The 25,409-nt window shown below is 41.0% G+C and carries 20 protein-coding genes; 14 read left to right on the plus strand and 6 right to left on the minus strand.

Annotated features, from left to right (window positions below):
- The first annotated feature begins 11 nt into the window (after positions 1–11).
- The 5 genes from OQ267_RS16625 (at position 12) to OQ267_RS16645 (ending at position 9,432) form a co-directional block, all read left to right on the plus strand.
- Complete coding sequence (locus tag OQ267_RS16625) at positions 12–1,547, plus strand: RagB/SusD family nutrient uptake outer membrane protein (RefSeq protein WP_265836985.1); 1,536 nt, start codon at positions 12–14, stop codon at positions 1,545–1,547.
- A gap of 549 nt (positions 1,548–2,096) precedes the next feature.
- Entirely contained in the window at positions 2,097–3,185 is a 1,089-nt protein-coding gene (locus OQ267_RS16630; protein WP_265836986.1) for a glycoside hydrolase family 43 protein, read from the plus strand.
- A gap of 1 nt (position 3,186) precedes the next feature.
- A complete protein-coding gene (locus OQ267_RS16635; RefSeq protein ID WP_265836988.1) occupies positions 3,187–4,233 on the plus strand; it encodes a glycoside hydrolase family 43 protein in 1,047 nt (348 codons plus the stop codon).
- Positions 4,234–4,271: 38 nt separating this feature from the next.
- Positions 4,272–5,351: a cellulase family glycosylhydrolase gene (locus tag OQ267_RS16640; RefSeq protein WP_265836997.1), complete on the plus strand. Its 1,080-nt coding sequence runs from the start codon at positions 4,272–4,274 to the stop codon at positions 5,349–5,351.
- A 49-nt stretch (positions 5,352–5,400) separates the two neighbouring features.
- On the plus strand, positions 5,401–9,432 hold the full coding sequence (locus tag OQ267_RS16645; RefSeq protein ID WP_265836999.1) for a hybrid sensor histidine kinase/response regulator transcription factor: 4,032 nt from the start codon (positions 5,401–5,403) through the stop codon (positions 9,430–9,432).
- Positions 9,433–9,478: 46 nt separating this feature from the next.
- Here OQ267_RS16645 and OQ267_RS16650 read toward each other — a convergent pair whose 3' ends face one another.
- Entirely contained in the window at positions 9,479–9,601 is a 123-nt protein-coding gene (locus OQ267_RS16650) for a hypothetical protein (protein ID WP_265817806.1), read from the minus strand.
- Between the two features lie 97 nt (positions 9,602–9,698).
- On the opposite strand from OQ267_RS16650, the gene OQ267_RS16655 reads away from it, so the two are divergent.
- From OQ267_RS16655 to OQ267_RS16695, 9 genes are all read left to right on the plus strand, one after another.
- A complete protein-coding gene (locus OQ267_RS16655) occupies positions 9,699–9,914 on the plus strand; it encodes a hypothetical protein (protein WP_140418637.1) in 216 nt (71 codons plus the stop codon).
- A 211-nt stretch (positions 9,915–10,125) separates the two neighbouring features.
- Positions 10,126–10,629, plus strand: coding sequence for a hypothetical protein (locus tag OQ267_RS16660; RefSeq protein ID WP_265837002.1), 504 nt, complete (start codon positions 10,126–10,128; stop codon positions 10,627–10,629).
- Positions 10,630–10,762: 133 nt separating this feature from the next.
- On the plus strand, positions 10,763–12,949 hold the full coding sequence (locus OQ267_RS16665; protein WP_265837004.1) for a TonB-dependent siderophore receptor: 2,187 nt from the start codon (positions 10,763–10,765) through the stop codon (positions 12,947–12,949).
- Between the two features lie 12 nt (positions 12,950–12,961).
- Positions 12,962–14,062, plus strand: a complete 1,101-nt coding sequence (locus tag OQ267_RS16670; RefSeq protein WP_265837006.1) for a PepSY-associated TM helix domain-containing protein — start codon at positions 12,962–12,964, stop codon at positions 14,060–14,062.
- A gap of 200 nt (positions 14,063–14,262) precedes the next feature.
- Positions 14,263–16,680 (plus strand): outer membrane beta-barrel protein, encoded by a 2,418-nt coding sequence (locus OQ267_RS16675; RefSeq protein WP_265837008.1) that lies wholly within the window; start codon positions 14,263–14,265, stop codon positions 16,678–16,680.
- A 113-nt stretch (positions 16,681–16,793) separates the two neighbouring features.
- Entirely contained in the window at positions 16,794–17,309 is a 516-nt protein-coding gene (locus OQ267_RS16680) for a DUF2975 domain-containing protein (RefSeq protein ID WP_265837009.1), read from the plus strand.
- Between the two features lie 2 nt (positions 17,310–17,311).
- Positions 17,312–17,518, plus strand: a complete 207-nt coding sequence (locus OQ267_RS16685; protein ID WP_265817813.1) for a helix-turn-helix domain-containing protein — start codon at positions 17,312–17,314, stop codon at positions 17,516–17,518.
- A 78-nt stretch (positions 17,519–17,596) separates the two neighbouring features.
- Positions 17,597–18,472 (plus strand): ABC transporter ATP-binding protein, encoded by an 876-nt coding sequence (locus OQ267_RS16690; RefSeq protein WP_088300410.1) that lies wholly within the window; start codon positions 17,597–17,599, stop codon positions 18,470–18,472.
- Positions 18,473–18,474: 2 nt separating this feature from the next.
- The gene (locus tag OQ267_RS16695; protein WP_265837011.1) at positions 18,475–21,666 is read left to right on the plus strand and encodes an ABC transporter permease/M1 family aminopeptidase; all 3,192 of its coding nucleotides are present in this window, start codon (positions 18,475–18,477) and stop codon (positions 21,664–21,666) included.
- A gap of 34 nt (positions 21,667–21,700) precedes the next feature.
- On the opposite strand, the gene OQ267_RS16700 is transcribed toward OQ267_RS16695, so the two are convergent.
- The 5 genes from OQ267_RS16700 to OQ267_RS16720 all read right to left on the minus strand — a co-directional run bounded on the left by OQ267_RS16700 (position 21,701) and on the right by OQ267_RS16720 (position 25,215).
- The gene (locus tag OQ267_RS16700; RefSeq protein WP_088300408.1) at positions 21,701–22,054 is read right to left on the minus strand and encodes a hypothetical protein; all 354 of its coding nucleotides are present in this window, start codon (positions 22,052–22,054) and stop codon (positions 21,701–21,703) included.
- 413 nt (positions 22,055–22,467) lie between these two features.
- Positions 22,468–23,445 (minus strand): DUF5777 family beta-barrel protein, encoded by a 978-nt coding sequence (locus OQ267_RS16705; RefSeq protein ID WP_088300407.1) that lies wholly within the window; start codon positions 23,443–23,445, stop codon positions 22,468–22,470.
- Positions 23,442–23,987, minus strand: a complete 546-nt coding sequence (locus tag OQ267_RS16710; protein WP_265837012.1) for a YceI family protein — start codon at positions 23,985–23,987, stop codon at positions 23,442–23,444. The genes OQ267_RS16705 and OQ267_RS16710 overlap by 4 nt, the downstream gene beginning before the upstream one ends.
- A 2-nt stretch (positions 23,988–23,989) precedes the next feature.
- A complete protein-coding gene (locus OQ267_RS16715; RefSeq protein ID WP_265817817.1) occupies positions 23,990–24,358 on the minus strand; it encodes a c-type cytochrome in 369 nt (122 codons plus the stop codon).
- A 2-nt stretch (positions 24,359–24,360) separates the two neighbouring features.
- Positions 24,361–25,215, minus strand: coding sequence for a hypothetical protein (locus tag OQ267_RS16720; RefSeq protein ID WP_265817818.1), 855 nt, complete (start codon positions 25,213–25,215; stop codon positions 24,361–24,363).
- Positions 25,216–25,409: the final 194 nt, after the last annotated feature.

Here is a 25,409-nt window from a genome sequence, read left to right on the forward strand (position 1 = left end):
ATAAACAGATCATGAAAAAATATATATTCATATTAACAGCATCACTTATGGCCTTCTCAGGTTGCAAAAGAGATTTTGATGCCGTTAATCCAAATGCACCAACTATTTCCAGCTTCTGGAAAACGGGTGATGATGCAACAAAAGGCATTAATGCGGTTTACAGTACGTTTTACCGTACCGCCAGTTTATATTCGAGATGGATGTTCTACCATGGCATCCTGAAATCGGATGAAGGTTTCGGTTCAGGTGGCGATGGCGGATTGAATAACCTGATGCGCTTCAATCAAACCAATTATAATGATGGCTTAACCGCTCAAACCTGGTCTAACCTATTTGTGGGCGTGTTCAGGGCCAATCAGGTGATTGCAAATGTACCAGCCATACCAATGGATGAAACCAATAAGAAAAGGATCATTGCCGAAGCCAAATTTTTAAGGGCCTTATTTTATTTCAACCTAACGCTTTATTATGGCCGTCCGCCTTTAATGTTAACGCCCTCGCAACCGAAAGATGTACCTGCAAATGCCACTACACAACAGGCTTATGCACAGGTGGCCAAAGATTTAACCGAGGCTTTGGTCGATTTACCGGTAAGTTATTCGGCAACAGATTTGGGCCGTGCAACAAAAGGAGCCGCTTATGCGCTTCTGGGTAAAACCTATCTGCAACAGCGCATGTATCAGGAAGCAGCCAATGCTTTTGGCTATTTGGTTACGGGTGCCGGAAGTTCAATCTACTCCCTAACAGCTGATTACCGGGATAACTTTATCATCAGCAAGGAAAATAACAGTGAATCTATCTTTGAAATTCAGTTCAGTGAAAACCAGTCTGAAAGTACAGATGATGATGTGGATGAAGCCCGAATTAATAACACTGGTTCATCTATTGCTCAGTTTTTCGCGCCTCCGGGTGTTGGGTATTCAGATGGAGCAGCCCGCAGGTGGGTAGTAAATGAATTTTTACAGGAAACCACAGTTGGAGGTGCACAAGATCCACGTTTGGCGGCGTCTTTTATTTTTAATAATGTAAATCCGGCCGGACCAACTGCTACCATCGTTTACGGACAAACTTTTGCCAGTCGTTATGGCAACGGACCTGATGCCAATGGCGTATGGTTCCGGAAATTGTTGAACGATCACTGGAGAAACCAGGAAGGTTTCCGTTCGCCGAATAACTATCGTTTAATCCGCTATGCAGATGTGCTTTTAATGTATGCAGAAGCACTTAATGGTTTAAACAGAACGGCAGAAGCTTATCCATATGTTGATCGGGTAAGGCAAAGAGCAGGTTTGGCTACGCTTACTTCGACTAAACCAGGCTTAAGCCAGGCACAATTCTTAACTCAGCTCAAACATGAGCGGGTAACCGAACTGGCTGGCGAAGGTTGGCGATGGGCAGATTTATCACGCTGGGGCGATTTAAGTCCAGCATTGGCCAGCAGAGATGCAGATTTTACGGGTTTCATTGTTGGGAAACACGAGTTTTATCCGATCCCGCAAAGTGATATTGATTTAAATTCAAATTTGACGCAGAATCCGAGGTATTAATTGATTCGTTATTGCTAAAGTAATTTTTAGTCTGTGGGATTAGCGAAAATCAGCGGAGAGTATACTGTGCCACATTTAGTTTCCCGCAGATGAAGAAGATTTACGCAGATCAATTTTCATCAGCGGGATCAGCGAAAATCAGCAGGAGATATACTGTATCATGTTTTAGTTTCCCGCAGATTAAGAAGATTTACGCAGATCAATTTTCATCAGCGGGATCAGCGAAAATCAGCGGGAGATATACTGTATCATGTTTTAGTTTCCCGCAGATTAAGAAGATTTACGCAGATCAATTTTCATCAGCTGGATCAGCGAAAATCAGCGGGAGATATACTGTATCATGTTTTAGTTTCCCGCAGATTAAGAAGATTTACGCAGATCAATTTTCATCAGCGGGATCAGCGAAAATCAGCGGGAGATATACTGTATCATGTTTTAGTTTCCTGCAGATTAAGAAGATTTACGCAGGAGCAATTTTATTAAGCAAGATTGATGAAAAAAACTTTGCAATGAAGATTAATAGAAAAAAAACATATTTAATCATATCCTATGAAAAACAACCCCATATTAAAAAACTTAAAGCTCCATTCCATCGGACTGGCGATTTTAATTTCTGTAGGTCTTTCCTGCGGGAAAACAGACAACCCCATTCCGGTTGATCCCGTCATTCCACCTCCAGCAGCAGGTACTTTTTCCAACCCCTTGATGAACGGAGCTGATCCATCGGTATTCCAGAAAGACGGGGTGTATTATTACCTCCAAACCAACGGAACTTCGATCAGTTTATGGGCCACCACGGCGATGTCTAAACTGAGTGCAGCCATTCCTAAAACCGTATTTGTTCCGGTGGCTGGTACGGCTAATTCCAGGAATGTTTGGGCACCGGAATTGTATTTCTTCGATGGCAAATGGTACATTTATTACACCGCCGGCAATGGTGCTGATATCAGTCAACGGACATGGGTACTCGAAAACAGCAGTGCCGACCCCACTACAGGAACGTGGGTAGATAAAGGTCGCATTTTTACTGCCGATACCGATTTCTGGGCGATTGATGGTTCCATCCTCGAGCTAAACGGCAGCCGCTATTTCATGTGGTGCGGAAGACCCGATGTGACCAATGTAAATCTGACACAAAATATTTACATCGCTAAAATGACAAATCCATTTACCTTAGCAGGATCAGCAACTAAGTTGACAGAACCGGAATTGAATTGGGAAAAGAATGGATTTGGTGTAAATGAAGGTCCGCAGGCATTAATATCTCCGGATAATAAGGCATTTTTAATTTATTCAGCAAGCTATTGTGGAACGGACGATTATGCTTTAGGCATGTTAAGCCTTAAAACCGGGGGTGATCCGTTGGTGAAAGCCGACTGGCAAAAGTCTGCCCAACCCGTGTTTAGCAAACAGCCACAAAGCAATGCTTATGGACCGGGGCACAATTCGTTTTTTAAATCGCCAGATGGCAAAGAAAACTGGATGATTTATCATGCCAACTCAGAAACAAACCAGGGCTGTGCAGACAAAAGAAACGTGAGGATGCAGAAATTTACATTTAAAACCGATGGCAGTCCGGATTTTGGTGTGCCAGTAGCTACAGGATTGCAGGTGAACAAACCTTCCGGAGAACAATAATATGAATAAACACATTGAAAGATACCGCATTGTACTGAGTTTGCTGCTGATGTTTATCGTACAGATGGGCCTGGCGCAGACTTTTAAAAACCCATTGTTGCCTTCAGGAGCCGATCCCTGGAGCATTTATAAAGATGGTTATTATTATTATACCCAAACCATGCAAAATGAGCTGGTGATCTGGAAAACCAAAAACCTGGCTGATCTTAAAACAGCCGAGCAGAAAACCATTTTCATTCCACCGGCTGGTAAAGCATATTCAAAAGAACTTTGGGCCCCTGAAATTCATTTTATCGGTGGCAAATGGTATGTATATTTCGCTGCAGATGATGGTCATAACAACAATCACCGCATGTATGTATTAGAGAATGCTTCGAAAAACCCTTTGCAGGGTGAATGGGTATTCAAAGGCAAAGTGGGCGATGCCACGAACAAATGGGCCATTGATGGTTCAGTTTTTATCTACCAGAAGCAGCTTTATATGATCTGGGCTGGATGGGAGGGAGACATCAACCAGAAGCAGGAAATCTATATTGCCAAAATGAAAAACCCCTGGACGGTTGAGAGTGAACGTTACAAAATTTCCAGCCCTCAGTTTGAGTGGGAAAAACATGGCGACCTTAACGATCCCAATAATCCACCCCATGTAGATGTAAATGAAGGTCCTCAGGTACTCGTGAATAAAGGCAAAGTTTTCCTGATTTATTCGGCCAGTGGCTGCTGGACAGATTTTTATGCCCTGGGGATGTTGAGCCTGAAAGGAAAAAATCTTCTTGATGCGGATTCATGGGTAAAAAGCCCCCAACCTGTATTTAAACAATCGCCCGAAAATGGGGTGTATGCACCCGGTCACAACTCCTTTTTTAAATCGCCTGACGGGAAAGAAGACTGGATTTTATATCATGCCAATGCTGGTCCGGGGCAAGGCTGTGGCGGACAACGTTCGCCAAGGGCGCAAAAATTTACCTGGAATGCAGATGGATCGCCAAATTTTGGTGTTCCCCTAAAAACCGATCAGGAGCTAAACATTCCCTCACAAAATAAATAAGCTGGTTCGGCAAAAGCCGGACAACACCTAAAATTGATATGATGAAAAAATATGTTAACCTTTTATTGCTCGCACTGTTAAGTATCACCACAGTGGCAAGTGCACAGGAAGCCACGCCCGTTGTAGGCAAGGTATGGTCAATGGAAAAGGCCAACGCCTGGTATAAACAATACAAATGGATTAATGGTGCCGATTTCTTACCCAGTACCGCCATTAACCAGCTGGAAATGTGGCAGGCTGATACATTCGATCCGGCTACAATAGATAAAGAGTTGGGTTGGGCAGAAGGCATTGGTTTCAATACCATGCGGGTTTACCTGCACAGCCTGGCCTGGAAACAAGATCAGGAAGGTTTCAAAAAGAGAATGGATCAATACCTTACCATCGCCAATAAACATAAAATTAAAACTGTCTTTGTGTTTTTTGATGATTGCTGGAACAAGCAGGCTAAAATTGGCAAACAACCTGCACCGAAACCCGGTATCCACAATTCTGGATGGGTACAGGACCCGGGCGATCCGGATTCGAAAAATGCCGCTAATTTTCCTGCACTTGAAAAATATGTGAAGGATGTAATGACCCGTTTCAAAACGGACAAACGCATATTATTATGGGATTTATATAATGAACCTGGAAATTCGGGCAAGCTGACGACTTCTTACCCCTTGCTGAAAAGTGTGTTTACCTGGGCCAGGGCGGTTAATCCGGAGCAACCCATCAGTGCCGGCCTTTGGGCATGGGATTATAAAGAACTGAATGCTTTTCAGGCGTTAAATTCTGACGTGATTACTTACCACGATTATGAAGAGCCACAATGGCACCAACGCGTCATTGACATGTTGCGTTCACATGGAAGGCCGATGATCTGTACCGAATATATGGCCCGTACCCGCGGCAGTCGCTTTGAAAATGTGATGCCTTTGCTGAAAAAGGAAAACATCGGTGCCATTAACTGGGGGTTGGTAGATGGAAAATCAAATACCAAATACGCCTGGGATACACCACTTCCAAATGGAGAAGAACCGAAAGAATGGTTTCATGAAGTGTTCAGAAAAGATGGAACACCTTATAAAAAGGAAGAGGTTGAGTTGATTAAAAAATTGAACGACATAAAATAACAGCCGCGAAAGGCAATTTCACTAACTTGTGAAACCTATCTAACCATTTATGATGTACAAAAAGATAAGCAGGGCAGTAGTCCTGCTCCTTTTTTTTAGCCTTTTTATTTTAAATTCTGTCACTGCTCAGAAAATTTTCTTTAGGCACTATACCGTATCTGATGGTTTGTGTGCCAATACCGTTTGGGATATTGAGCAGGATGATCAGGGTTACATGTGGTTCGGCACTAAATATGGCCTCAGCCGTTTTGATGGCTATGATTTTAAATCCTTCCAGTTTCAGAAAGGTATTCCCGGAAGTTTAGGCAACAACTTTATCCGCAAAATTTTTAAGTACGATGCAAAAACCTTTTGGATCGGTACCGATGAGGGGATTTATATCTTCAACCTGGAAACCGAAAAGTTTAGCCTTTTTAAACCGCTTCAGCATTTTTTTATCAATGATGTCATTCGTGCTCGAAATGGCGACATCTGGATCGCGACTAAAGAGAAAGGGGTTTTCGTTTACGCAGCAAAAAGCCGGCAAATCAAGCGTTTCAATACTACATCTTCACCAGCACTAGCATCAAACGAGGTGTCTAAAATCCTCCAGGATGACGCAGGAGAGATCTGGATGGGCACTTATGGCAAAGGCATTGATGTGCTTAACCCCAGAACCAATCAAATCAGACAATACAGTACATCATCGCCAGGGGCGAAACTTTCGAGTAATGTCATCCTCGATTTGTATAAAGATAGTCATGGCGATATCTGGATTGGCACCATGGCGGGCGGCTTAAACCTCTGGAATAAACGTACAAACCAATTCACCATTTACCAGAAATCGTCGGGAAATTCCATTAGCGATAATATTGTAAGGGCCATTTATGAGCCCAAACCCGGATACATTTGTTTAGGCACGGAAAAAGGTTTAAACATTTTCGACCGGAAAAATAACCGATTCACCGCTTATCAGAAAAAGAACCACGATCCTTTCAGTATTAATGATGATGCGGTTTATAATGTGTTTAAAGACCGGGAAGGGGGCATCTGGATCGGCACCTATTTCGGCGGACTCAATTATTACCATGAAGGAAGCTCGGGCTTTGAATTTTACTATCCTTCGGGCGTGAAAAATTCCCTTTCCGGGAATGCGGTAAGTGCCTTTTTAGAAACCAAACCTGGCCAGATGTGGATTGGTACAGAAGATGGCGGACTCAACTATTTCAATACCACAGATAAATCCTTCCGCAAATTTCCCTTTTCAGCTGGGCAGGATAGTCTCTCTTATCACAATATTCATGCGCTTTATCAGGACAAGGCCGGCAACATCTGGATCGGCATGTACACCGGTGGAGTGAATATCCTAAATCCGCGTACCGGAAAGATCAGGCGTTATAAAAGTGACCCAGCCAATCCGGCTTCACTGAGTGACAACAGCGTTTACTCCATTGATGAAGACCGGCAGGGACGCATCTGGGTATCCACCATTTCAGGCATGAATTTGTACGATCAGCAAAACGATCGCTTTATTCGCATTAAAGGCAAAAACCTGGACAAAAGCTGTATCTACCAGGTCTATCAGGATGAAGATCAGGTCATCTGGATTGCCACCTATGATAATGGCCTGATCAGAATGGATCGAAATAACCACCTCACACAGTATGCCTATTCGCAAAAAACCGGTTCCATCAGTTCCAATAAGGTGATCTGTATGCTGGATGACGGGGAAGGAAATTTATGGCTGGGAACGGATGGCAGCGGACTGAATGTACTCAACAAAAAGACCGGGAAATTTAGGGCTTTTGATCATGAAAACTGGATCAGGAGTGCTGTAATTTACGGCATTGTAAAAGATCAGGCCGGGAAATTATGGTTTTCGACCAACAACGGCATCTTTGAATATCATCCAAAAACGAAAACCAAAAGAAGTTTTGGAAAATGGGACAACCTGCAAAGCCAGCAATACAATTATAAGGCCTATTATAAAGATTCATCAGGCAAACTCTATTTTGGTGGCATTAACGGGTTCAATGCATTTTCACCAGCGGAGGTAAAAAGCAGTCCGGCTATACCAAAGGTAAGTTTCACTAATTTTCAGCTGTTCAATAAAGATCTGGATGGGAACGACAATAATAGTCCTTTGAAGCAATCCATCAACTACAGCAGTGAAATTGTTTTAAAGCATCATCAATCGGTATTGAGCATAGAATATGCCTCACTCAGTTTTATTGCACCCAACAAACTCCAATATGCCTTTAAAATGGAAGGTTTTGATAAAGGCTGGAACAATGTGGGCAGCCAGCGCAAGGCCACTTACACCAATCTGCCTCCGGGAGATTATCATTTTCAGGTGAGGGTGATTGATGATTTAGGGACGGGTGTAGGCGAAGTGTCCAGTATTAAAATTAAAATCCTGCCGCCATTTTACAAAACCGTTACGGCGTATATTCTTTACCTGATCGCACTGGTTTCAGGTGCCATCTGGCTCCGAAGGTATGTGTATGAAAAAGAACGTAAACGAAATGAAATCAAGCTGGAGCGGCTTAAAAATAAAAGTGAGCAGGATTTTTATAAGCAAAAGATAGAGTTTTTTACGGCTATGGCGCATGAAGTTCGTACCCCGCTCTCGCTCATTATTGCTCCTTTGGAACAACTTCTGACTCAAAAGAAGAAAGATCCGGAAAGTATGGAGCAGTTGCTGGTGATGGAAGAAAACTCAGACCGCTTGCTTACACTGGTCAACCAATTACTGGATTTCAGGCGGATTGAAAGTGATATTTTTGAAATTCATCCCGAACCTTTAGAACTGATTTATTTAATCAATAGCATCAGGGATCGTTTCTCGCCAATCGCCACTAAAAAGGGATTGGAGTTTAGTGTAGTCACTGCATTTGAAAAACTGGATATTCATGCTGATCCGGAAGCCCTGATGAAGATTCTGAGTAATTTGTTGATCAACGCATTTAAATTTGCCAGGAGAAAACTGGAAATTAACATCAATGATATGCATGTGGCTGCCAATGGTGAAGAAATGATTTCCATCAGCGTGGAAGATGATGGCATTGGTATCCCGAAAGCACAATTGGATTCGATCTTTAAAAAGTTCTTTAAGGTGTCAACCGAAGAGCATCAGTACACCAATCTGGGTGGTACCGGCATCGGCCTGGCGCTGGCCAAATCACTGACAGAAAAACATGGCGGACGGCTTGAGGTGCAAAGCGAAGAAGGACTAAGAACCATTTTTACGGTGCTCATTCCATTTCGCCAGTATGAACTTGCACCAGCACTTGAGCTGGAAGAAGCCAACGAAGAACATGAAGGAAAGCAAACAGTCTTGGTAATAGAAGATGACCCTTCGCTGTTGGATTTCCTTTCCAAAAGTTTTATTGCCGAAGGTTATCATACTTTAAGGGCAAAAAATGGCAAGGAAGGATTGAAACAATTGGATAATCATCAGGTTGACCTGGTCATTTCTGATGTGATGATGCCCGTAATGGATGGGATTGAATTGTGTAAAATCATCAAGAACGATATTGATTACAGTCATTTGCCTGTGGTTTTACTTACGGCTAAAACGAATACCGAAGCGGAGATCCAGGGATTGGAAAGTGGTGCCGATGCTTATATTTCGAAACCGTTTAAATGGAAACAGCTGTCGCTGATGATTAAAAACCTACTCGAACGCCAGTCTAATTTAAAAAAGCGGTTCGCCCAAAACCCGCTGGAAGGAACGGAAATACTGAATACCGGAAACCGGGATAAAAAGTTTCTGGCGAAAATAACACAGATTATTGAAGCCAGAATTGCCGATCCGCAACTTTCAGTAGAAGACCTGGGTAGGGAAGTAGGGCTGAGCAGATCGAGTTTATACAAAAAGATCAAAGCCAAAACCGGGCATGTGCCGAATGAATTTGTGCGGATTATTCGTTTGAAGATGGCTGCAAAATTACTGGTTGAACAGGAATATACCATTGCCGAAATCGGCTATATGGTGGGTTTCAATTCGCATTCCTATTTCAGTAAATGTTTTTATACCCAGTTCGAATTAACGCCGACTGAATTTGTGGAGAAGCACAAACGGCGCACGGAGGCGGATTAGGCGAATCAATTCTTTACGGATTAAACAATATGCTGAATTTTTAATATTATAAGTTTTGTTTCATTTTTGAAATCAGTATTCCATATCTTTGCCGCTCAATGTTGAACAGGTTTATTGCCATATCTTTATTAGTTGCACTGATCGGATCTAACTGTTCGCGTTTTTTCATTTATGCCGGTTTTGAGTTAAACCAGAAGTATATTTCAGAAAAACTATGCGAAAACAGAGACCGGCCCTGGATGCATTGTAATGGCAAGTGTTTTTTAATGAAGAAACTTAAGCTTGCTGAAGAAAAAGAAAAAAAGCAGGAAAGGGAAAATCAGCGGAGCCATCACATGGAAGCACTGCCTGTAGCTGCAGCATCTTTTACTTTTAAGAAATCAAACATCAGGGTTATCTATCCACAACGTCCGGTGCTTAACACGGTACACCGAACTTTTACCATTTTCCAACCGCCCAAAGCTGCTATTCTACAGGCTTAATGTTATGCTTTATCGCTTTTGATTATATCTTATAGCCTTAAAGCTCTCACGATATTTCTTTATGCGCTAAATGTTCCTGCTTTATGATTAGGAGTGTTCTGGCAATGGCCTGTATTCTTTTTTCGAAGATAAATATGCTGTTTACTAAAGATTTACTGCCCACCGTAGAAAGCTTTAGTAAATATGAATTCGTATTAAAAATGCTAACATCATGAAAAGATTTTTTAAAATAGCTGCTGCAGTCAGGATACTGTTTATCCTCTGTATTTCAATATTTTTGGGTTGTAGCAATGAGCCTGACTACAAAGTGATTCGCCAGGAAGTGGTCGATCTGCACAATAAGGTAATGGAGGATGGCGAAATGGCCTCAAAATACAGGCTCATGTTGGATACTTTATCCAGAACAGGATTGAAGGGAATCAGGATAACTCAGCCAGGTATTGATACCACAGCTGAACAAAAAAACATCGCCATACTAAATACAAAGCTTAATCAGGTAGATCAGGATATGATGAAATGGATGCAGGATTTTGTGCCGGATATAGAAGGAAAGCGTAATGCGGAGGCTGTTAAGTACTTTGAAGGAGAGCGAATTAAGATTAAAAAACTGGATAGCCAATACAATCAAATCCTTAATGAATCGCATGCTTACCTGAAAAAATTTAATCTGATAACTCCATCAAATCAAGCGGATCATCATCACTATAAAAATTAAGTAGCAACGCGCAAGATCACTCAGGTCATATTGCAAATAAATTTATTCACAATTAATTTTTTGGGCAATGATCCAGCTATGGATCATCGTTTCCACCATTAGCGGTAGTTAGAAAACTACTCATAAAAAAATAATGAAAAAAATCATATTTACCGGACTCTGTCTGGTACTACAAATATTCCTGGCATTCGCTCAGGAAAAGCCATCAATAAACAAAGATTCGACAAGCAAAGTAAGGGATACTTCGGCAAAAACACTCAGCGAAGTGAAAATCAGTTCGCGTTACTATCGCCGTTACAACATCAATAAGTCGTCAGCCAGTCTGAAACTTAAAACGCCCTTACTCCAGTTGCCGCAAAATATTCAGGAGATTGATCAAAGCATCATTGCTGATCAGCAGGCCATTTCAGTCAATGAAAGTGTAACCAGAAATGTCAGCGGTGCCACACGGAATAACAATGCTGATCTTTACACCTCTTATGTATTTATGCGTGGTGCTCAGATTAGCCCGATGCGCAATGGTTTGGATCTTTCAATGATCTATGCCGGTCCAAGTGCGGAGGATGCCGCCATCATCAGCCGGGTAGAATTTATTAAAGGTCCTTCCAGCTATATCAATGGCCTTTTTGATCCGGCAGGTTCCTATAACATAGTAACCAAACAACCCATGGGTACCCATACCCGTGAGCTTGGTTTTTCTGTTGGTAGCTTCAACCTGTACAGGGCAAATGTTGATTTTGACGGCAACCTGGACAAAGCCGGAAAATGGCAGTATCGTCTGAATGCAGCCGCGCAGAAAGCTAAATCCTTTCAGCAATATAATTTTAACGATAAGGTGGTGGTAGATCCGGTGCTGAAATACAATATTAACAACCATTCATACCTTTCGGCTGAATACATTTTTCAGTCGCAACGCTTTCAGCAATACTTTGCCACCGTTTTTGCGCCAGATGGATTTGCAAGTTTGCCGACTGATTTCACCATCAATGACCCCAACAAGGCACCCATGAAATCTGTTGAGCACAATGGTTTTTTAAGCTATCACAATGCCTTCAATGCCAACTGGCAGTTAACGGTAAATGCGGCCTATGCCCATGACCACCTGGAAGGAACTTACTTTTTTGTGTCCAGGTACAACGCTGCTCAGCCAAATCTGATCATGCGGAGGGCAACTTATGAAAGACTCAATACCGATGTATTGGCTATCCAGCCCTATATCAATGGGGTATTTAATACGGGCAACATCCAACATAATTTTATAGGAGGTTTCGACATTAATCACAAAAGTTTCCTTTCTTATTCAGGGTCTAACGATCCAACGGCAAATCAAACGCTTTATCCGCTTGATGCTTCAAACCCGGTTTATGGGATTGCTTTTGATGCCAATATAAGGACAGGCGCACTTGCAGATATTGCAACAGACCAGCAATCTATTGCTTATCAGGCTGCCTATGTGCAGGATGAACTCGGACTGCTGAAGGGAAAACTCCGCTTAACACTTGGTGCCAGGTTTACTTTTAGTGAAACAGGCGTGCAAAAAAGTGCTTCAAAAACCAGTTTGGGCACCACCAAGAACAAAGTATTTACACCGAAGATAGGCATGAATTATTCATTGCTTCCTGAATTTTCTGTCTATGGTCTTTACGACGAAACTTTTACGCCACAAAGCGGCGTAAACACCACCACAGGTGAAGCATTTAAACCATTGAAAGGACAAAACCTGGAATTTGGATTGAAAAAAGACTGGATGAACGGCAAGTGGAATACTACCGTTTCTGTATACCGGATTATCCGCGATAATGTGAAAGTGAGCGATCCTACCATTAATGTACAGACACAACTTGGGCAAACCCTTTCAAAGGGTATAGAATTTGATTTGAAAGGTGAGGTTTTTAAAGGACTGAATGCGGTGATCAACTATGCCTATACTGATAGTCATATTTCAAAAGACACCAATCCTGCCCGGGTAGGGCTGGTTACACCATTTCGGGTAAAGCACATACAGAATACCTGGCTGAATTATGCTATTCCATTTACAGGCTTAAAAGGTTTTTCAGTTTCCGGTGGATATCAATGGCAGGTAGGCAGGGCAGGGAGATACGAACTTCAACAATTATCATTGGCACCCATATTCCGCCTGGATGGTGGTGTAGGCTGGTCTAACAGCCGCTTTTCTGTCAACGGAATTATCAACAACCTCCTGAATAGGTTTAACTATGGCAGCGGATGGATTACACCATCTTCAGCCAATATTGGTGCCTATGCTTATGTACCCTATCCGCCACGCGAATTCAGGCTAAACCTCGGGTATAAATTTTAAAGCAGTATGAAGATGAAACGGTTGACAAAAATATCTTTTAAGGTGCATGGCTGGCTGGGGCTCGCTTTGGGGCTGTTCTTTCTGCTTTATGGAATCAGTGGTTCATTGCTTGTTTTCAGGCATGATCTTGACCGTTACTTTAATCCCGGACTTCATCATCTGAAGCCCGGGAATACAAAAGTTCCGGCTGATGATATTTACAGGATGATTCTTCGCACGCACCCTAACCTGAAAAAGCTGGTGCTGCATGATTTTCCGCGTGACCGTTTCGACTGTTATGAATTTATGCTTTATAAGCGGCAAGAGCAACTCACCGCCAGTTACCTGTATTACGTTTTTGTAAATCCCTACACCGGAAAAATTATTAAAGAAGGTGATCATGGTCAGTTTTCGCCTTCTTTTTTGCGTTGGCTTTACACCTTGCATTACAGCCTGCAGATGGGCATCCCGGGCATGCTGATCACAGCCATTATGGGATTGTTGATGTTGCTTTCACTGCTCACCGGCATCATTATTTACCGCAGGCGTTTTTGGCAGGTAGTAACATTTAAATCAGGTTTTCGCTTTAACAACTGGCGTACCGGCGCGTCATCTCTTCACCGCATTATTGGGGTATGGTCACTGGTATTTAATGTGTTGCTTTTTTTTACTGGTTTCTGGATGCTCAGGGAATATTTCAGTCCTTCCATGTGGTTACTACCAAAACAGCAGAAAAATTACGAGGTATCTGCAAATATTGATCACATTGTAGCAAAAGCGAAAGTGCATGTTCCAGGCTTTGTGCCGATTGCAGTCAATATCCCGACAGTTAAGAATGGTGAAATACTGGTAAGGGGGCATATGCCATCAACGACTAATGTACTGCTCCAGGGAAAGGCGAGTAGCATGACCTTTGATGCAGAAACCGGAAAATTGAAAAAGCAGACTGTAATTGATAAGCAAAGTATGGAAGATCGTTTTGAATATATGGCTTATCAACTACATATAGGTGCCTTTGGCGGTCATGTACTCCAATGGATTTATGTTTTATTTGGACTTACACCTGCATTTTTATCTATCACTGGAAGCCTGTTATGGATGAAAAGAAAATATCCGCAGCGCAGCAAGGAATAGCATCCAAATGTTACTTATTATCTTCATATAAAGAATACTTTCTGGCAAGTCAGATTGATCTGCTTTAAAGCACAAATGAAATTAATTTGTTGATTTTCAATTCATTTTCAACAAAATTTAAAAGCCTGTGCAACATTCGCTAAACTTCTGCATCTAGTAAATAACCGGGCAAATTATTTTGCAGACCAAATCCATTTTCTATGAGCAGATACTTAACGATCTTATGCATGGCCTTGCTGTGTAGTTTTACCTTTTTCACTCTCCAGGCACAAGAAAAAAAACATCAACTGAGTGGTATTATTGTCGATAGCCTTACCCAAAAACCAGGTGAATATTTTACCGTTGCATTAAAAAAAGATTCATTTGTTATTAAAAGCGCTGTTTCCAATGAACAGGGAAAATTCTCTTTCGAAGGAATTAGTCAGGGTAAATATAAAATCATTATCGGATCGCTTGGATATCGGTCAAAAATGCTTGATCTCAACCTTAAAGAGGATATTAACATCGGTAAAATTTTGGTTATTTCATCAGGTAATGAACTTAATGAAGTATCTGTTGCAGGAAGTAAACCTATCATTAAACAAGAACCAGACCGGATTACCTATGATATTCAGTCTGACCCTGAAAGTAAGGTGCTATCTGTATTGGATATGATGCGTAAAGTGCCGCTTCTATCTGTAGATGCAGATGACAATGTTAAACTAAAAGGAACCGGCAATTACCGCATCCTGATCAATGGAAAGCCTTCCGGCATTTTAACACGTGATCCTAAAGAGTTTCTAAAAAGCATGCCTGCCGCAGGTGTGCAGAAGATAGAGGTAATTACCACGCCTCCATCCAAATATGAAAGCGAGGGTTTGGCCGGGATTATCAATATCATCACTTCAAAAAAAATGGAGAATGGCTACAGCGGGAATGTGAATGTACGCAACCAGTTTCCAGGCGGGCCGAGTGGTAATCTAAACATGACGATCAAGCAGGGAAACTTTGGTGCCAGCCTTTACGGTGGTACGGGTGTGTGGCAGATAGATGGCATAAAAATTACAGAGTTGAGAAACAGCCGTGGTACCGCCATTCCATCTAGCATGTATTCCTTCGGTACGCAAAAAACAGATAATAAATGGGGTTGGGGTGGCGGCGAGTTTAGCTATGAAATTGATTCCTTAAATCTGGTAACCCTTGAAGTAAACCCGTACGGTGGTTACAATGAACAAAACTTAAATCAGCATTTTGATATTAAAGATGGCCCGGTATCATCAGGTTATGATCTGGATAGCAAGACCAGGTATGAATGGGGTGGAACGGACTATACACTAAACTTTCAGAAAGGATTTAAAGATAAAAAAGACCATCTCCTAACTTTCTCTTATAAGTTTTTTGACAGTTCTGAACCACAGTTGAATGATGTGATGTTTAGCAACAGGTTCAATTACACGGGACTGAACTATAAGCAGGATAATACGAGCAAATCGAAGGAACAAACCGCTCAGATCGATTACATTAATCCATTTAAAAAGCTAACGATAGAAGCAGGTGTAAAAGCAATTTTGAGAAATGGTGAAAGCAATTTTCAGTACCTGAATTTTAATGAGGCCCAGCAGATCTATATCAATGATCCAACACAGAGTAACGTTTATACCAATGATCAGAATATTTTTGGAGTATACAATACCTACACCTTAAAATTAAAAGACTGGACTTTTAAAGGAGGTGCCCGTTTGGAACGTACGGATGTGAAAGGCAATTTCGAAAGCACCAACTCAACGGTTAAGTCTGATTATTTTAACCTGATTCCATCGGTTTCCTTAAACAGGACTTTGAAAAACAGTCAGAGTATTAGTTTAGGCTTCACTCAACGCATTCAGCGTCCGGGTATTTGGGATCTGAATCCATTTGTAGATAAATCAAGGCCAAATTTTGAATATTTTGGAAACCCTGACCTGAAAGCTGCTTTAAGCAATAACTTCGAAATGACCTATAGCAACTTTAAGAAAGGATCTTTAAACATCAGTTTAACCTATAATTTCGCCAACAACACTCAACAGCAAGTATATGAATATTTTGCAGCTGAAAACCTGACACGAATTACCTCTTATAATATTGGTAAAAACAAACTTCTGGGTACCAATGCCAATTTTAATTATCCGATTACAGGGAAGTGGAACCTTAACGTGAGTGCGAATATGAATTATATCTGGCTGGAAGGGATGATTGCAGGTGTGCTCACCAAAAATAGTGGCATTACCGGTTATGCTAATTTTAATACCAGTTATAAGTTTGAAAAAAACTGGAAGTCCAGCGTTTCAGTAAATTATGGTGCGCCGGATGTAATGTTACAGGGCAAGTCAAATGATAATTATTACATCGCCTTCAGCGGAAGTAAAGATATTATCAAGGATAAGCTGATTTTTTCGGCCATGGTGGCTAATCCTTTTCAAAAATACAGGGCGTATAGAAGTGATAATGAAGGGGTGAATTTTACACAGGAAAGAATTCGTGAAAATGCCTTCAGGCGTATTAACCTGAGCATGAACTGGAAATTCGGAAAACTGAAAGGCTCCATTAAAAAGAGTGAACGCAGCATTTCCAATGATGATACTAAAAAATCTGCTAATTAATAATGCCTGCAGCTGTTAGGTGAATAATGATTGATTTGTATTTTTATAATAATTAATTATTGTTTTACGATAATTAATTATTATTTTTGGTGAATAATTTATTTGCCAGCTATATGAAGTTAGTTCGCCATATTTCAATCATCGCCTTTTACCTGACCAGGGTAATGGCTGCCGGATATATTTTAACGGCTCTTTACATTATTCTTTGTGTGCTATTCCAGCCGTCTACCCTGCAGCACCTGCCCGGTAACCGCTTCGCCATTTGTTATCCCTTTACTTCCGAACATTTTTTATTGGGTGCTGAATATACTGTGGGCTACATTACAGAAATGATTCTGGTTATCTTTCTGTACGGCGCGTTTTTTGCCTTGCTCAGTAATGTTTTCCAATCATTCAGGCCTCAAAAAATATTTACGATGAAGGGCATTCGCCATCTCCGGTTTTTCTACCTGATCAATCTCTTTCTTTTTCCGCTGGTATTTCTCATTCTGGGTATTTATTCTATTGAAGATTATCCCTATGTAGCCATGATTACAGCCCATTGCATCATGGGTATATTTGCGCTTTTTCTCGCTGCCATATTTGAGCAGGGTTTGAATTTACAGAACGACCAGGACCTAATTATTTAACCATGCCAATTGTAGTAAATGTAGATGTGATGCTGGCCAAACGTAAAATGCAGAGTAAGGAACTGGCCGACCGGTTAGGGATCACCCCAGCTAATTTATCCATACTTAAAACCGGGAAGGCAAAAGGAGTAAGGTTTGATACACTGGAAGCCATTTGCAAAATCCTGAATTGCCAGCCAGGCGATATTCTGGAGTATATAGAAGTATAAATAACGGCTTTTATCTTTTTATTTAAAAAAGCACTTTCCTCAGTGCACGGAAATCGTATTGTCTAAAAATTAATAAAAATGAATCACTTATCCATTAAAAACCTTCGAAAAACGTACGCCAATGGTGTGGAAGCCATCAATAATATTTCCCTTGAAATCGGGAATGGCATGTTTGGTTTATTGGGCCCAAATGGCGCAGGAAAATCATCCTTAATGAAAACCATTGTTGGTCTCCAGGCTGCGGATAGCGGCGAAATCATGTTCAATGGTGCAGATGTATTGGCAGATCCGGCCTTGATTAAAAAACACCTGGGTTTTCTGCCACAGGATTTTGGTGTCTACCCCAAAATATCAGCCTATGACCTGCTTTCGCACCTGGCTGTTTTAAAGGGCGTAACAAATGCCGCTGAAAGAAAAGCACAAATTCTGGCTTTGCTGGATAAAGTAAACCTTTTTCAGCACCGGAATAAAGAAGTGCATACATTCTCGGGCGGTATGCGTCAGCGATTCGGTGTGGCACAAGCTCTGCTGGGGCAACCTCAGCTGGTCATTGTGGATGAGCCTACTGCTGGTCTTGACCCTGAAGAACGCAACCGTTTTAATAATTTGTTAAGCAGCATCAGTGAGGAAGTGATTGTGATTCTTTCCACGCACCTGGTGGAAGACGTACATCATTTATGTGCAAAAATGGCCATCATGAATAAAGGCACCCTACTAGCCCATGGTAACCCAAGTGATCTTATTCAGGAACTGGAGGGCAGAATCTGGCAGAAACAAGTAAGCAGCAGTGAACTGGAACAATACAAAAATGAACTGCAGATCTTGTCTTCACAGTTTATAGCCGGTAAAATGAGTATCCGAATAAGGGCAGATAAAGCACCTGAAAATTTTAGGCCGGTAATGCCAATCCTGGAGGATGTATATTTTTCAGTTCTTAAACCTGCAAAAGCCTGATCATGAAAGCCATATTTCTTTTTGATCTTCAGGGATATTTTAAAAGGCCAGGTTTTTACGCCCTTTTATTGCTCCTCACTATACTGGCTGTGCTGGGTGGTGCCCATGCTAGGTTTTCGGTTGGGGAAGATATTTTTGATAATTCACCTTACCAGATTAGTTTAATCACTAACCTGGTTAGTTTGGTGACGATTTTTTTTAGCACTTTGTTTGCCTCGCAATTGCTTTTCAGGGAAACTGATGCCCGTTTTGAACTCCTGCTCTTTAGCACACCCATAAAGAAGAATGCATTTTTTGCAGGCAGGTATACCGCACTTTTATCGCTGAGCTTGTCATGTATGCTATTGCTGATTATGAGTTTTTTTATCGGATATGCATTTGGAGAATCTTCAGCAAAACATACCGGATTTGTATTCAACTGGTATTGGTATCCGATGGTGGTTTTCACGCTGATCAATACTTTATTTACCACTTCGGTATTAAGCACCATAGCGTGGTTTAGCCGGAATAAATTACTGGTGTATGTAAGCGGCCTGCTGTTGTATATCTTGTATATGGTGGCCCTGATCTATTCTGGTTCACCCTTGATGGCGCAAAGTATGCCACAATCCGATCAGGCGCAGTTTATTGCTGCATTATTCGATCCCTTTGGCTTTTCTGCCTTTTTTTACCAGACAGCGCACTGGTCGGTAGCACAGCGAAATTCAGAAATAGTAGAATTAAGTGGCTTGTTTTTATTCAACAGATTTGCCGTACTGGTTCTCTCTGCGGGCTTAATATGGTTAGGCATTAAAAAGACTTCGCTAATTAAAATCCAAAAATATAAGCGAACTGCAGCTCGCGTGGAGAGTACGGAACACATTACTTTGGCTGCTTATCAGCCCGTTAAAACAAGTGATCATCTTAAGGCGCAATTCAACGCACTGGTTTCATTTGTCAGGATGGATCTGGTTTATATTTTTAAAAGTATACCATTTATCATTACCGCAATGGCCCTGCTATTTTATGTAGGGATGGAAATGTATGGGGAGATAGAAAAAGGCATCAGGATCCCGCAACAATATGCCAGTTCAGGTTTAATGGTAAGTACCATCATCCAGGATTTTCATGCCTTATGTATGATTGCGGTATTATATTATGCGCATGAAATTTACTGGAAAAGCAAAAATGCCAACTTTAATCTGATTGAAGATACCGCGGGCAATGTTAAATTCCATTTTTTTGCCCAATGCCTGTCACTGGCCATTTTGATCTTTTTGTTTAGCGGACTGATCATACTGGAAGGTATTCTTTTTCAGTTGCTGTATCATTATCCTTTTATAGAGTGGTGGGTTTACGCGCATGTATTCCTGTTTAATAGTTTTCCACTGGTATTATTGGGGATGCTTATTTTGTTGATCCAGAAGGTGATCAGGCAAAAGTATGCCGGCCTTGGTTTAACTGCTCTTTTTGCGCTGATCATGGCCACTTCCTTAGGCAAAAAGGTTTTCAGTCATCCTTTGGTGAAGTTTTTACAACCTTTTCAAGGAGTGTTTAGTGATATGAATGGCTTTGGTGCTTATACTGCTTTTTATGTAGAAAGATTATGTTTTGGGATTGGGATAGTGGCCCTATTGCTCATTATGTTCAACCTGCCCAAAGGGAAGTTGTTAAAATGGCCTGGTATGATTGCTTTACTGTTTGCTGTAGTCCTGAGTTTTAGTATGGGAAGTATTTTGATGCAGGGTTACCGGCCTAAAAATGAACAATATGATTTGCAACGGCAAGCTGCTTATGAAATTGCTTACAGGAGATACCAGCACCTGCCACAGCCTACTGTTACCGAAGTAACTACACAAGTAGATTTGTTCCCGGAAAAAAATGCTTATCATATCCGTGGTAACTATAAGCTAGTCAATAAAACAAAACAGCGCATCAATGGGCTGCTTGTCAACCTGGGTAATGAAATGGATGTGGAGCATGCTGTTTACATAAATGGTGCAGAAAAGATCCGGATCAAAAAGCCATACGAATTCATTCGATTGCGAAAAGCCTTGTTGCCAAATCAGGAAGCCCGCTTTGAGTTTAGTATCCGCTATTCATGGAAAGCTGTGAACGGACACCAGTCGTTTAATGCCATTGTACAAAATGGCTCATTTATGCGCATCAGCAGGTTTTATCCGCAGTTTGGTTATTTGTCAACTAAGGAAATAACAGGTAAAAGCCGCAGGAAGCCATTCGGATTAGGTCAGGCTACTACTGTAAAGGCTTTTGATGCGCCTAAAGTGCCCAATGATGATTTCATCAATTTGAATATGGTAATCTCCACACCGTTGAAGCAAACTGCTATTGGTGTTGGTGAACTCAACAGGCAATGGAAAGATGCAGATAGAAATTACTTTCAATACCAAACAAGCTCACCAATTCCTTTTCGATTTGCTATCTCAGCTGCAAAGTATGCCATGAAAAAGTCGCTTTACAAGGGGAAAAACTTTGAGATTTATTACCATCCGGATCATGCTGAAAATGTAGCACATTTGCTTAAAAATGCAGAAATAACACTGGATTATTGCGAAAACAATTTTGGTCCTTATCCCTTTAAAACCATTCGTTTTGCCGAGGTTTCCGGCTTTACCAAAGGTTTTGCCGCAACGGCCTATCCTGCAACAATTTTTATGACCGAAGATATGCTGTTTCATGCGAATATTAAGGGGGATAGGCAGCAGGACGTCATTAATGAACTGGCAGGCCATGAATTGTCGCACATGTGGTGGGGGAATAATCAGATCTCGCCCGATGATAGGGATGGTGCAGCCATGCTTACAGAAACGCTGGCGATGTATACAGAGATGATGCTATTGAAAAAGATGCACGGCAAGGCAAAACTGCTGGAGAAAATAAAAATGCACCTGGGGATTTATCTGGATGAAAAAGGCTTTACTACTGAACAACCCTTATACCGGGTGAAAAATGAAGACATTCACATTTCCTATTCCAAAGGTGCGGTAATCATGTACAGGTTAAGCGAACTGATTGGCGAAGAGAAGGTAAATCTGGCACTCAGAAATTTCCTGGCCAGGCATAAGTACCCGAATCCAAAACCGGTTTCCGTTGATTTTTTGAAGGAACTTTACCAGGTAAGCGATCCAAAATACCATGCCGAAATCGAAAACATGTTTATGAAAACTGGTGGATTAGAAGAAGGAATGAAATGATAGGAATAAATTTTTCCTATCATTTCAGGATCTATTAGTTTGATGAAGAAAAATTGAGTCTGCGGATCAGCAGTTCATTGTGTTTTTCAAGCAGTTGAATGTACTTCAATTTCCAGTGATCGCGGTCTTTCAGCAGTTCATCATAGTTCATTACTTCAATGTTAAAGGTCTCTTTTGCTGTCAGGCTTTTCATTTCGGGGAAATCAACGGAGAAATCATATTTTAAAACTTCACCATAGGCAAGCAGGAGTTTAAAATCGAGTGTTTCCATTTCAATGTGGTGGTGAATGGCATCTATGGAGTATTCCAGGGCTTTTGATAAATCGAATATAGATATATCGCTTTTCTGAATGATTGATTTGAGCAGTTTCCCCCTATGTATTGGCATCTTGATGTTAATTAATAAAATTCTAATCCAAAACGGTAATTTATTCAAAAAAGTTTTTTTAAAAAGTTAAAACTTGAAAGTGAGAGCTATCTGAACGTTTAAAGGAAGATGGAAGAATGATCTGCTGTCTGGTCGCCGGGACAAAAATAAATAAGGCTGCCTGTTTAAAGGGCAGCCTTATCTTTGATCGGTCAACTAACCAAAGTATATGATCATTTTTTTAGGTAGATGTAGTATAAAAACCACTTAAATTGAGTTTTGTTTTAAAATTTTAAATTATTTTTTTGATGGAAGGGAAGCTATGATTAATCAATCTGATAAATATAAAAGATGTCAAATCTCAGGTTCAAAACCGAATCTGTTGCATCTAATTTATTTTATACTTCATCTACCTTATCGAATAATGTCCACTCTTATTCCTTACCTTCAGATTTTGCTTTTTTGCGATCAAAAGAAAATCTCCTGGAAATGCTGAAACCCCAGCGGTACTGCCCCTTCAACCAAGAGCTTGTGGTTTCCGGAATAAACTGCATTTCCTGAATGGCAGTTGCATTGGTAAAATTGATATGAAATACATGGCCACCGGTTTCCATTTCTAAGCCCACACCAAGTGGATTATAGAATTTTGTTGCCCTTTGTGCTTCTACGTATTCTTTATCAGCTTTATTTCGGAAAGGAAGAAAATAATCAATTACCAGGGCCATGCGTTTGGTAAATTTGAATCTTCCGCCGGCACCAATTGCAAACAAGTCATTCGGATCTCTGAAGGTGGTTAGGTTTCGGTGTACATAACTTGGCGTTAAACTAAAGGACAAATTAGAACTGAATTTCCTGGCCAGGATAATTTGTGCCACCCAGTTCATTCTTTCACCGAAATTCCGGTACGAAGTAGCTGCGGTAGGATCATCTTTATTGGCTTCCACTGCGGCAATGGTATTACTCCCGAAAAGCGTGACCGCCAAGGGTACCTTATTGTCTACTGTTTGTTCCAATAAACGATACTTGAGGCTTCCTTCATAAAGCTGTTGCACAGCGGTTGCACCTTTTGCACGGGCAAGTCCGACGGTTAATTTATCAGTTAACCCATATTCAAAACCAATCCGTACATCAGTTGAATTATCCAGTCCGAAAAACTTTTTTATCCCACCGTTACTTCCTGCTATATCACCAAAGCGGTGATCTACTTTGAAATCCAGTTCATGTTTATAAAGTGTTTCATTGGTATGGCCATTAATGAGTTTGGTGGATTTAAATGTAGCTATCACCTTTTCACTCTTTCCGCCAGACGTAGCCATGGCCTTTTCCAGATCATCCTGCCCATATCCTTTAAATGAAATCATAATGGCCAGGATTGACAGACAGATACTTAGTTTGTTTGTGTATTTTTTCATGATTTCTTTTCTGAATAGGTAGCCTGAATTCGCACATCAATTTCCTCAGCGATTTTCTTGAAAACGATTGTCGGAATATCTATTTTATGATCTGCTATCTTAATTTTGAAAGTTGAAGTTGCGGTAACTATACCTTTTGAAACAAGGATATCTACTTTTGCTTTACATGGTTTAGTTACACCATGAACATTAAGCGTTCCATCTACATCCATTTTAGTAAGCCCGTCTTTTGCCAGATTAATAGGCGCAGAAAGTGTCCCTTTAAATTCAGATGTAGGATATTTGTCAGACTCCATATAATTCTCATTAAAATGTTCCTGCATCAGTTTTTTAGGGAAGTCAAATGAGCGGTTATTTAACCTGAAGATAATCTTCCCTGATTTTACATCGATGACAGAATTACCGGTCACACTTTTAGCCTCAATATCTTCTAAAGGTGTTTTGGAATAAAAAGAAACCTGAGCTTTGTTGGTACTGATGATCTGGGCAAAGGCAGGGAGGCCGAAAAACCCCATTACTGCTAAAAAAAGTATTTTTTTCATAATTAATTAGGCATTTTGTTATCAAACCATTCTTGTAGTGATGAGAGCTCTGCAGCAGTTAATGAACCTCCAACGGGCATTGATTTGGTTTCCAGTACAACCCGTCTGATTCTGGTTTCATTACTTGTAATTGATGCCAGGCCATTGAAAGTCCATACAGATGCTACAGACCTTCCGGGCGCATGGCAACCAGCGCATTTTGTTTGGATAAGTGCTTGCGTAAAATTGGTATAAGTAACCGTTGATGTTCCGCCACCCGGATTTGTGGGTTTCGGAACCATTTCATCGGCCTGTCTTTTAGAGCAACTGATGCTCATTAAGATGTATACGACAACCAGGGCAGCGTATATTAGTTTCTGATTTTTTTTCATCGTTATGGGTTTAAGGCAATGGTAGATTTTGTCAGAATTGGCCAAACACCAGGATTTGGTACACTCACACCTTTTGTTTCGCCACGTTTAGCATCTGGTCCGAAATAATATAGTGGATGTCCTTTGTAGGTCAGCTGTTTTTTTCCTGCGGCTGTAATCTGGCTGAACACATTTTTTGAAAGTACAGAAGGCACATTTAATACATCCGATTCATAAATCGGCCAGATGTTATTATTGCTTAAATCGGCCTTGGTGTAAGTATTTACATTATAAGTATCCGGAGCGAATGCATAGAGTGTACGGCCCGATGCATCGGTGAGGTACTGGGTAATGCCATCGCCAGCGGTAGCATTTTCAAGATAGTTTTTTCCATCGTTTCCAACCAGTTGGGTATTCGCCAGCATTACTGAATAGTCTGGCTTGGCCACAAACCAGGTGCCTCCGGAAGCATCACCTTTAATATCCAAAGCCGCCACATCACCAGCATAATAATATAATGGCCAGCCTTTGTAGGTGGTTTGTTTCTTTCCGTCTGTCCTGGTAATCGTTGAAACATCTGCTGCGTTTAAACCGGGCATGCTGCTTAGATCGTCAGCTAGAAATACCGGCCATGCTGTTTCGCAACCACCGGTACAGCCTGAACTGCCATTGGCATCCATAGAAAAGAAATACAATGTTCTGCCATCTCCATCAGTGATGACTGTTCCAAAATTTGCATTTGAAACTGTTTTCAATGTTTTTTTCCCTGTTGCAGTTGTTGGATCGGGGCTGGCCACATTGTTTTTTGAACAGGAAGAAATTACGGTAACGAATAAAAGAGCGAACAGAGACCAGTTTTTCTTGAATTTAAGTTTCATAAAAGATAATTTTAAAATTGTTTAATTATCAGGGTTACGGCGCTGTCAGGCAAAAGGTTGCCTGCATGGATTCAAATTGTTTTAGTTTTTTTTTAAACGGCTATTAAACAGTTGCTTAAATTCTTCTAAAGTATTTTTGCTAGCTTTGGCAACCTTTTGAGTGCTTGTCCCGTATACCGTGTATAAAGAAGAAC

It is taken from the genome of Pedobacter sp. MR22-3, from assembly GCF_026240075.1.
Classification (GTDB): Bacteria; Bacteroidota; Bacteroidia; order Sphingobacteriales; family Sphingobacteriaceae; genus Pedobacter.

Bases quoted from the DNA above. Each gene is read 5' to 3' on its own strand.
- OQ267_RS16625 (WP_265836985.1), top strand. From the start codon at position 12: ATGAAAAAATATATATTCATATTAACAGCATCACTTATGGCCTTCTCA.
- OQ267_RS16630 (WP_265836986.1), top strand. From the start codon at position 2,097: ATGAAAAACAACCCCATATTAAAAAACTTAAAGCTCCATTCCATCGGA.
- OQ267_RS16635 (WP_265836988.1), top strand. From the start codon at position 3,187: ATGAATAAACACATTGAAAGATACCGCATTGTACTGAGTTTGCTGCTG.
- OQ267_RS16640 (WP_265836997.1), top strand. From the start codon at position 4,272: ATGATGAAAAAATATGTTAACCTTTTATTGCTCGCACTGTTAAGTATC.
- OQ267_RS16645 (WP_265836999.1), top strand. From the start codon at position 5,401: ATGATGTACAAAAAGATAAGCAGGGCAGTAGTCCTGCTCCTTTTTTTT.
- OQ267_RS16650 (WP_265817806.1), bottom strand. From the start codon at position 9,601: ATGAAAAAACGCGAACAGTTAGATCCGATCAGTGCAACTAATAAAGAT.
- OQ267_RS16655 (WP_140418637.1), top strand. From the start codon at position 9,699: ATGAAGAAACTTAAGCTTGCTGAAGAAAAAGAAAAAAAGCAGGAAAGG.
- OQ267_RS16660 (WP_265837002.1), top strand. From the start codon at position 10,126: ATGAAAAGATTTTTTAAAATAGCTGCTGCAGTCAGGATACTGTTTATC.
- OQ267_RS16665 (WP_265837004.1), top strand. From the start codon at position 10,763: ATGAAAAAAATCATATTTACCGGACTCTGTCTGGTACTACAAATATTC.
- OQ267_RS16670 (WP_265837006.1), top strand. From the start codon at position 12,962: ATGAAACGGTTGACAAAAATATCTTTTAAGGTGCATGGCTGGCTGGGG.
- OQ267_RS16675 (WP_265837008.1), top strand. From the start codon at position 14,263: ATGAGCAGATACTTAACGATCTTATGCATGGCCTTGCTGTGTAGTTTT.
- OQ267_RS16680 (WP_265837009.1), top strand. From the start codon at position 16,794: ATGAAGTTAGTTCGCCATATTTCAATCATCGCCTTTTACCTGACCAGG.
- OQ267_RS16685 (WP_265817813.1), top strand. From the start codon at position 17,312: ATGCCAATTGTAGTAAATGTAGATGTGATGCTGGCCAAACGTAAAATG.
- OQ267_RS16690 (WP_088300410.1), top strand. From the start codon at position 17,597: ATGAATCACTTATCCATTAAAAACCTTCGAAAAACGTACGCCAATGGT.
- OQ267_RS16695 (WP_265837011.1), top strand. From the start codon at position 18,475: ATGAAAGCCATATTTCTTTTTGATCTTCAGGGATATTTTAAAAGGCCA.
- OQ267_RS16700 (WP_088300408.1), bottom strand. From the start codon at position 22,054: ATGCCAATACATAGGGGGAAACTGCTCAAATCAATCATTCAGAAAAGC.
- OQ267_RS16705 (WP_088300407.1), bottom strand. From the start codon at position 23,445: ATGAAAAAATACACAAACAAACTAAGTATCTGTCTGTCAATCCTGGCC.
- OQ267_RS16710 (WP_265837012.1), bottom strand. From the start codon at position 23,987: ATGAAAAAAATACTTTTTTTAGCAGTAATGGGGTTTTTCGGCCTCCCT.
- OQ267_RS16715 (WP_265817817.1), bottom strand. From the start codon at position 24,358: ATGAAAAAAAATCAGAAACTAATATACGCTGCCCTGGTTGTCGTATAC.
- OQ267_RS16720 (WP_265817818.1), bottom strand. From the start codon at position 25,215: ATGAAACTTAAATTCAAGAAAAACTGGTCTCTGTTCGCTCTTTTATTC.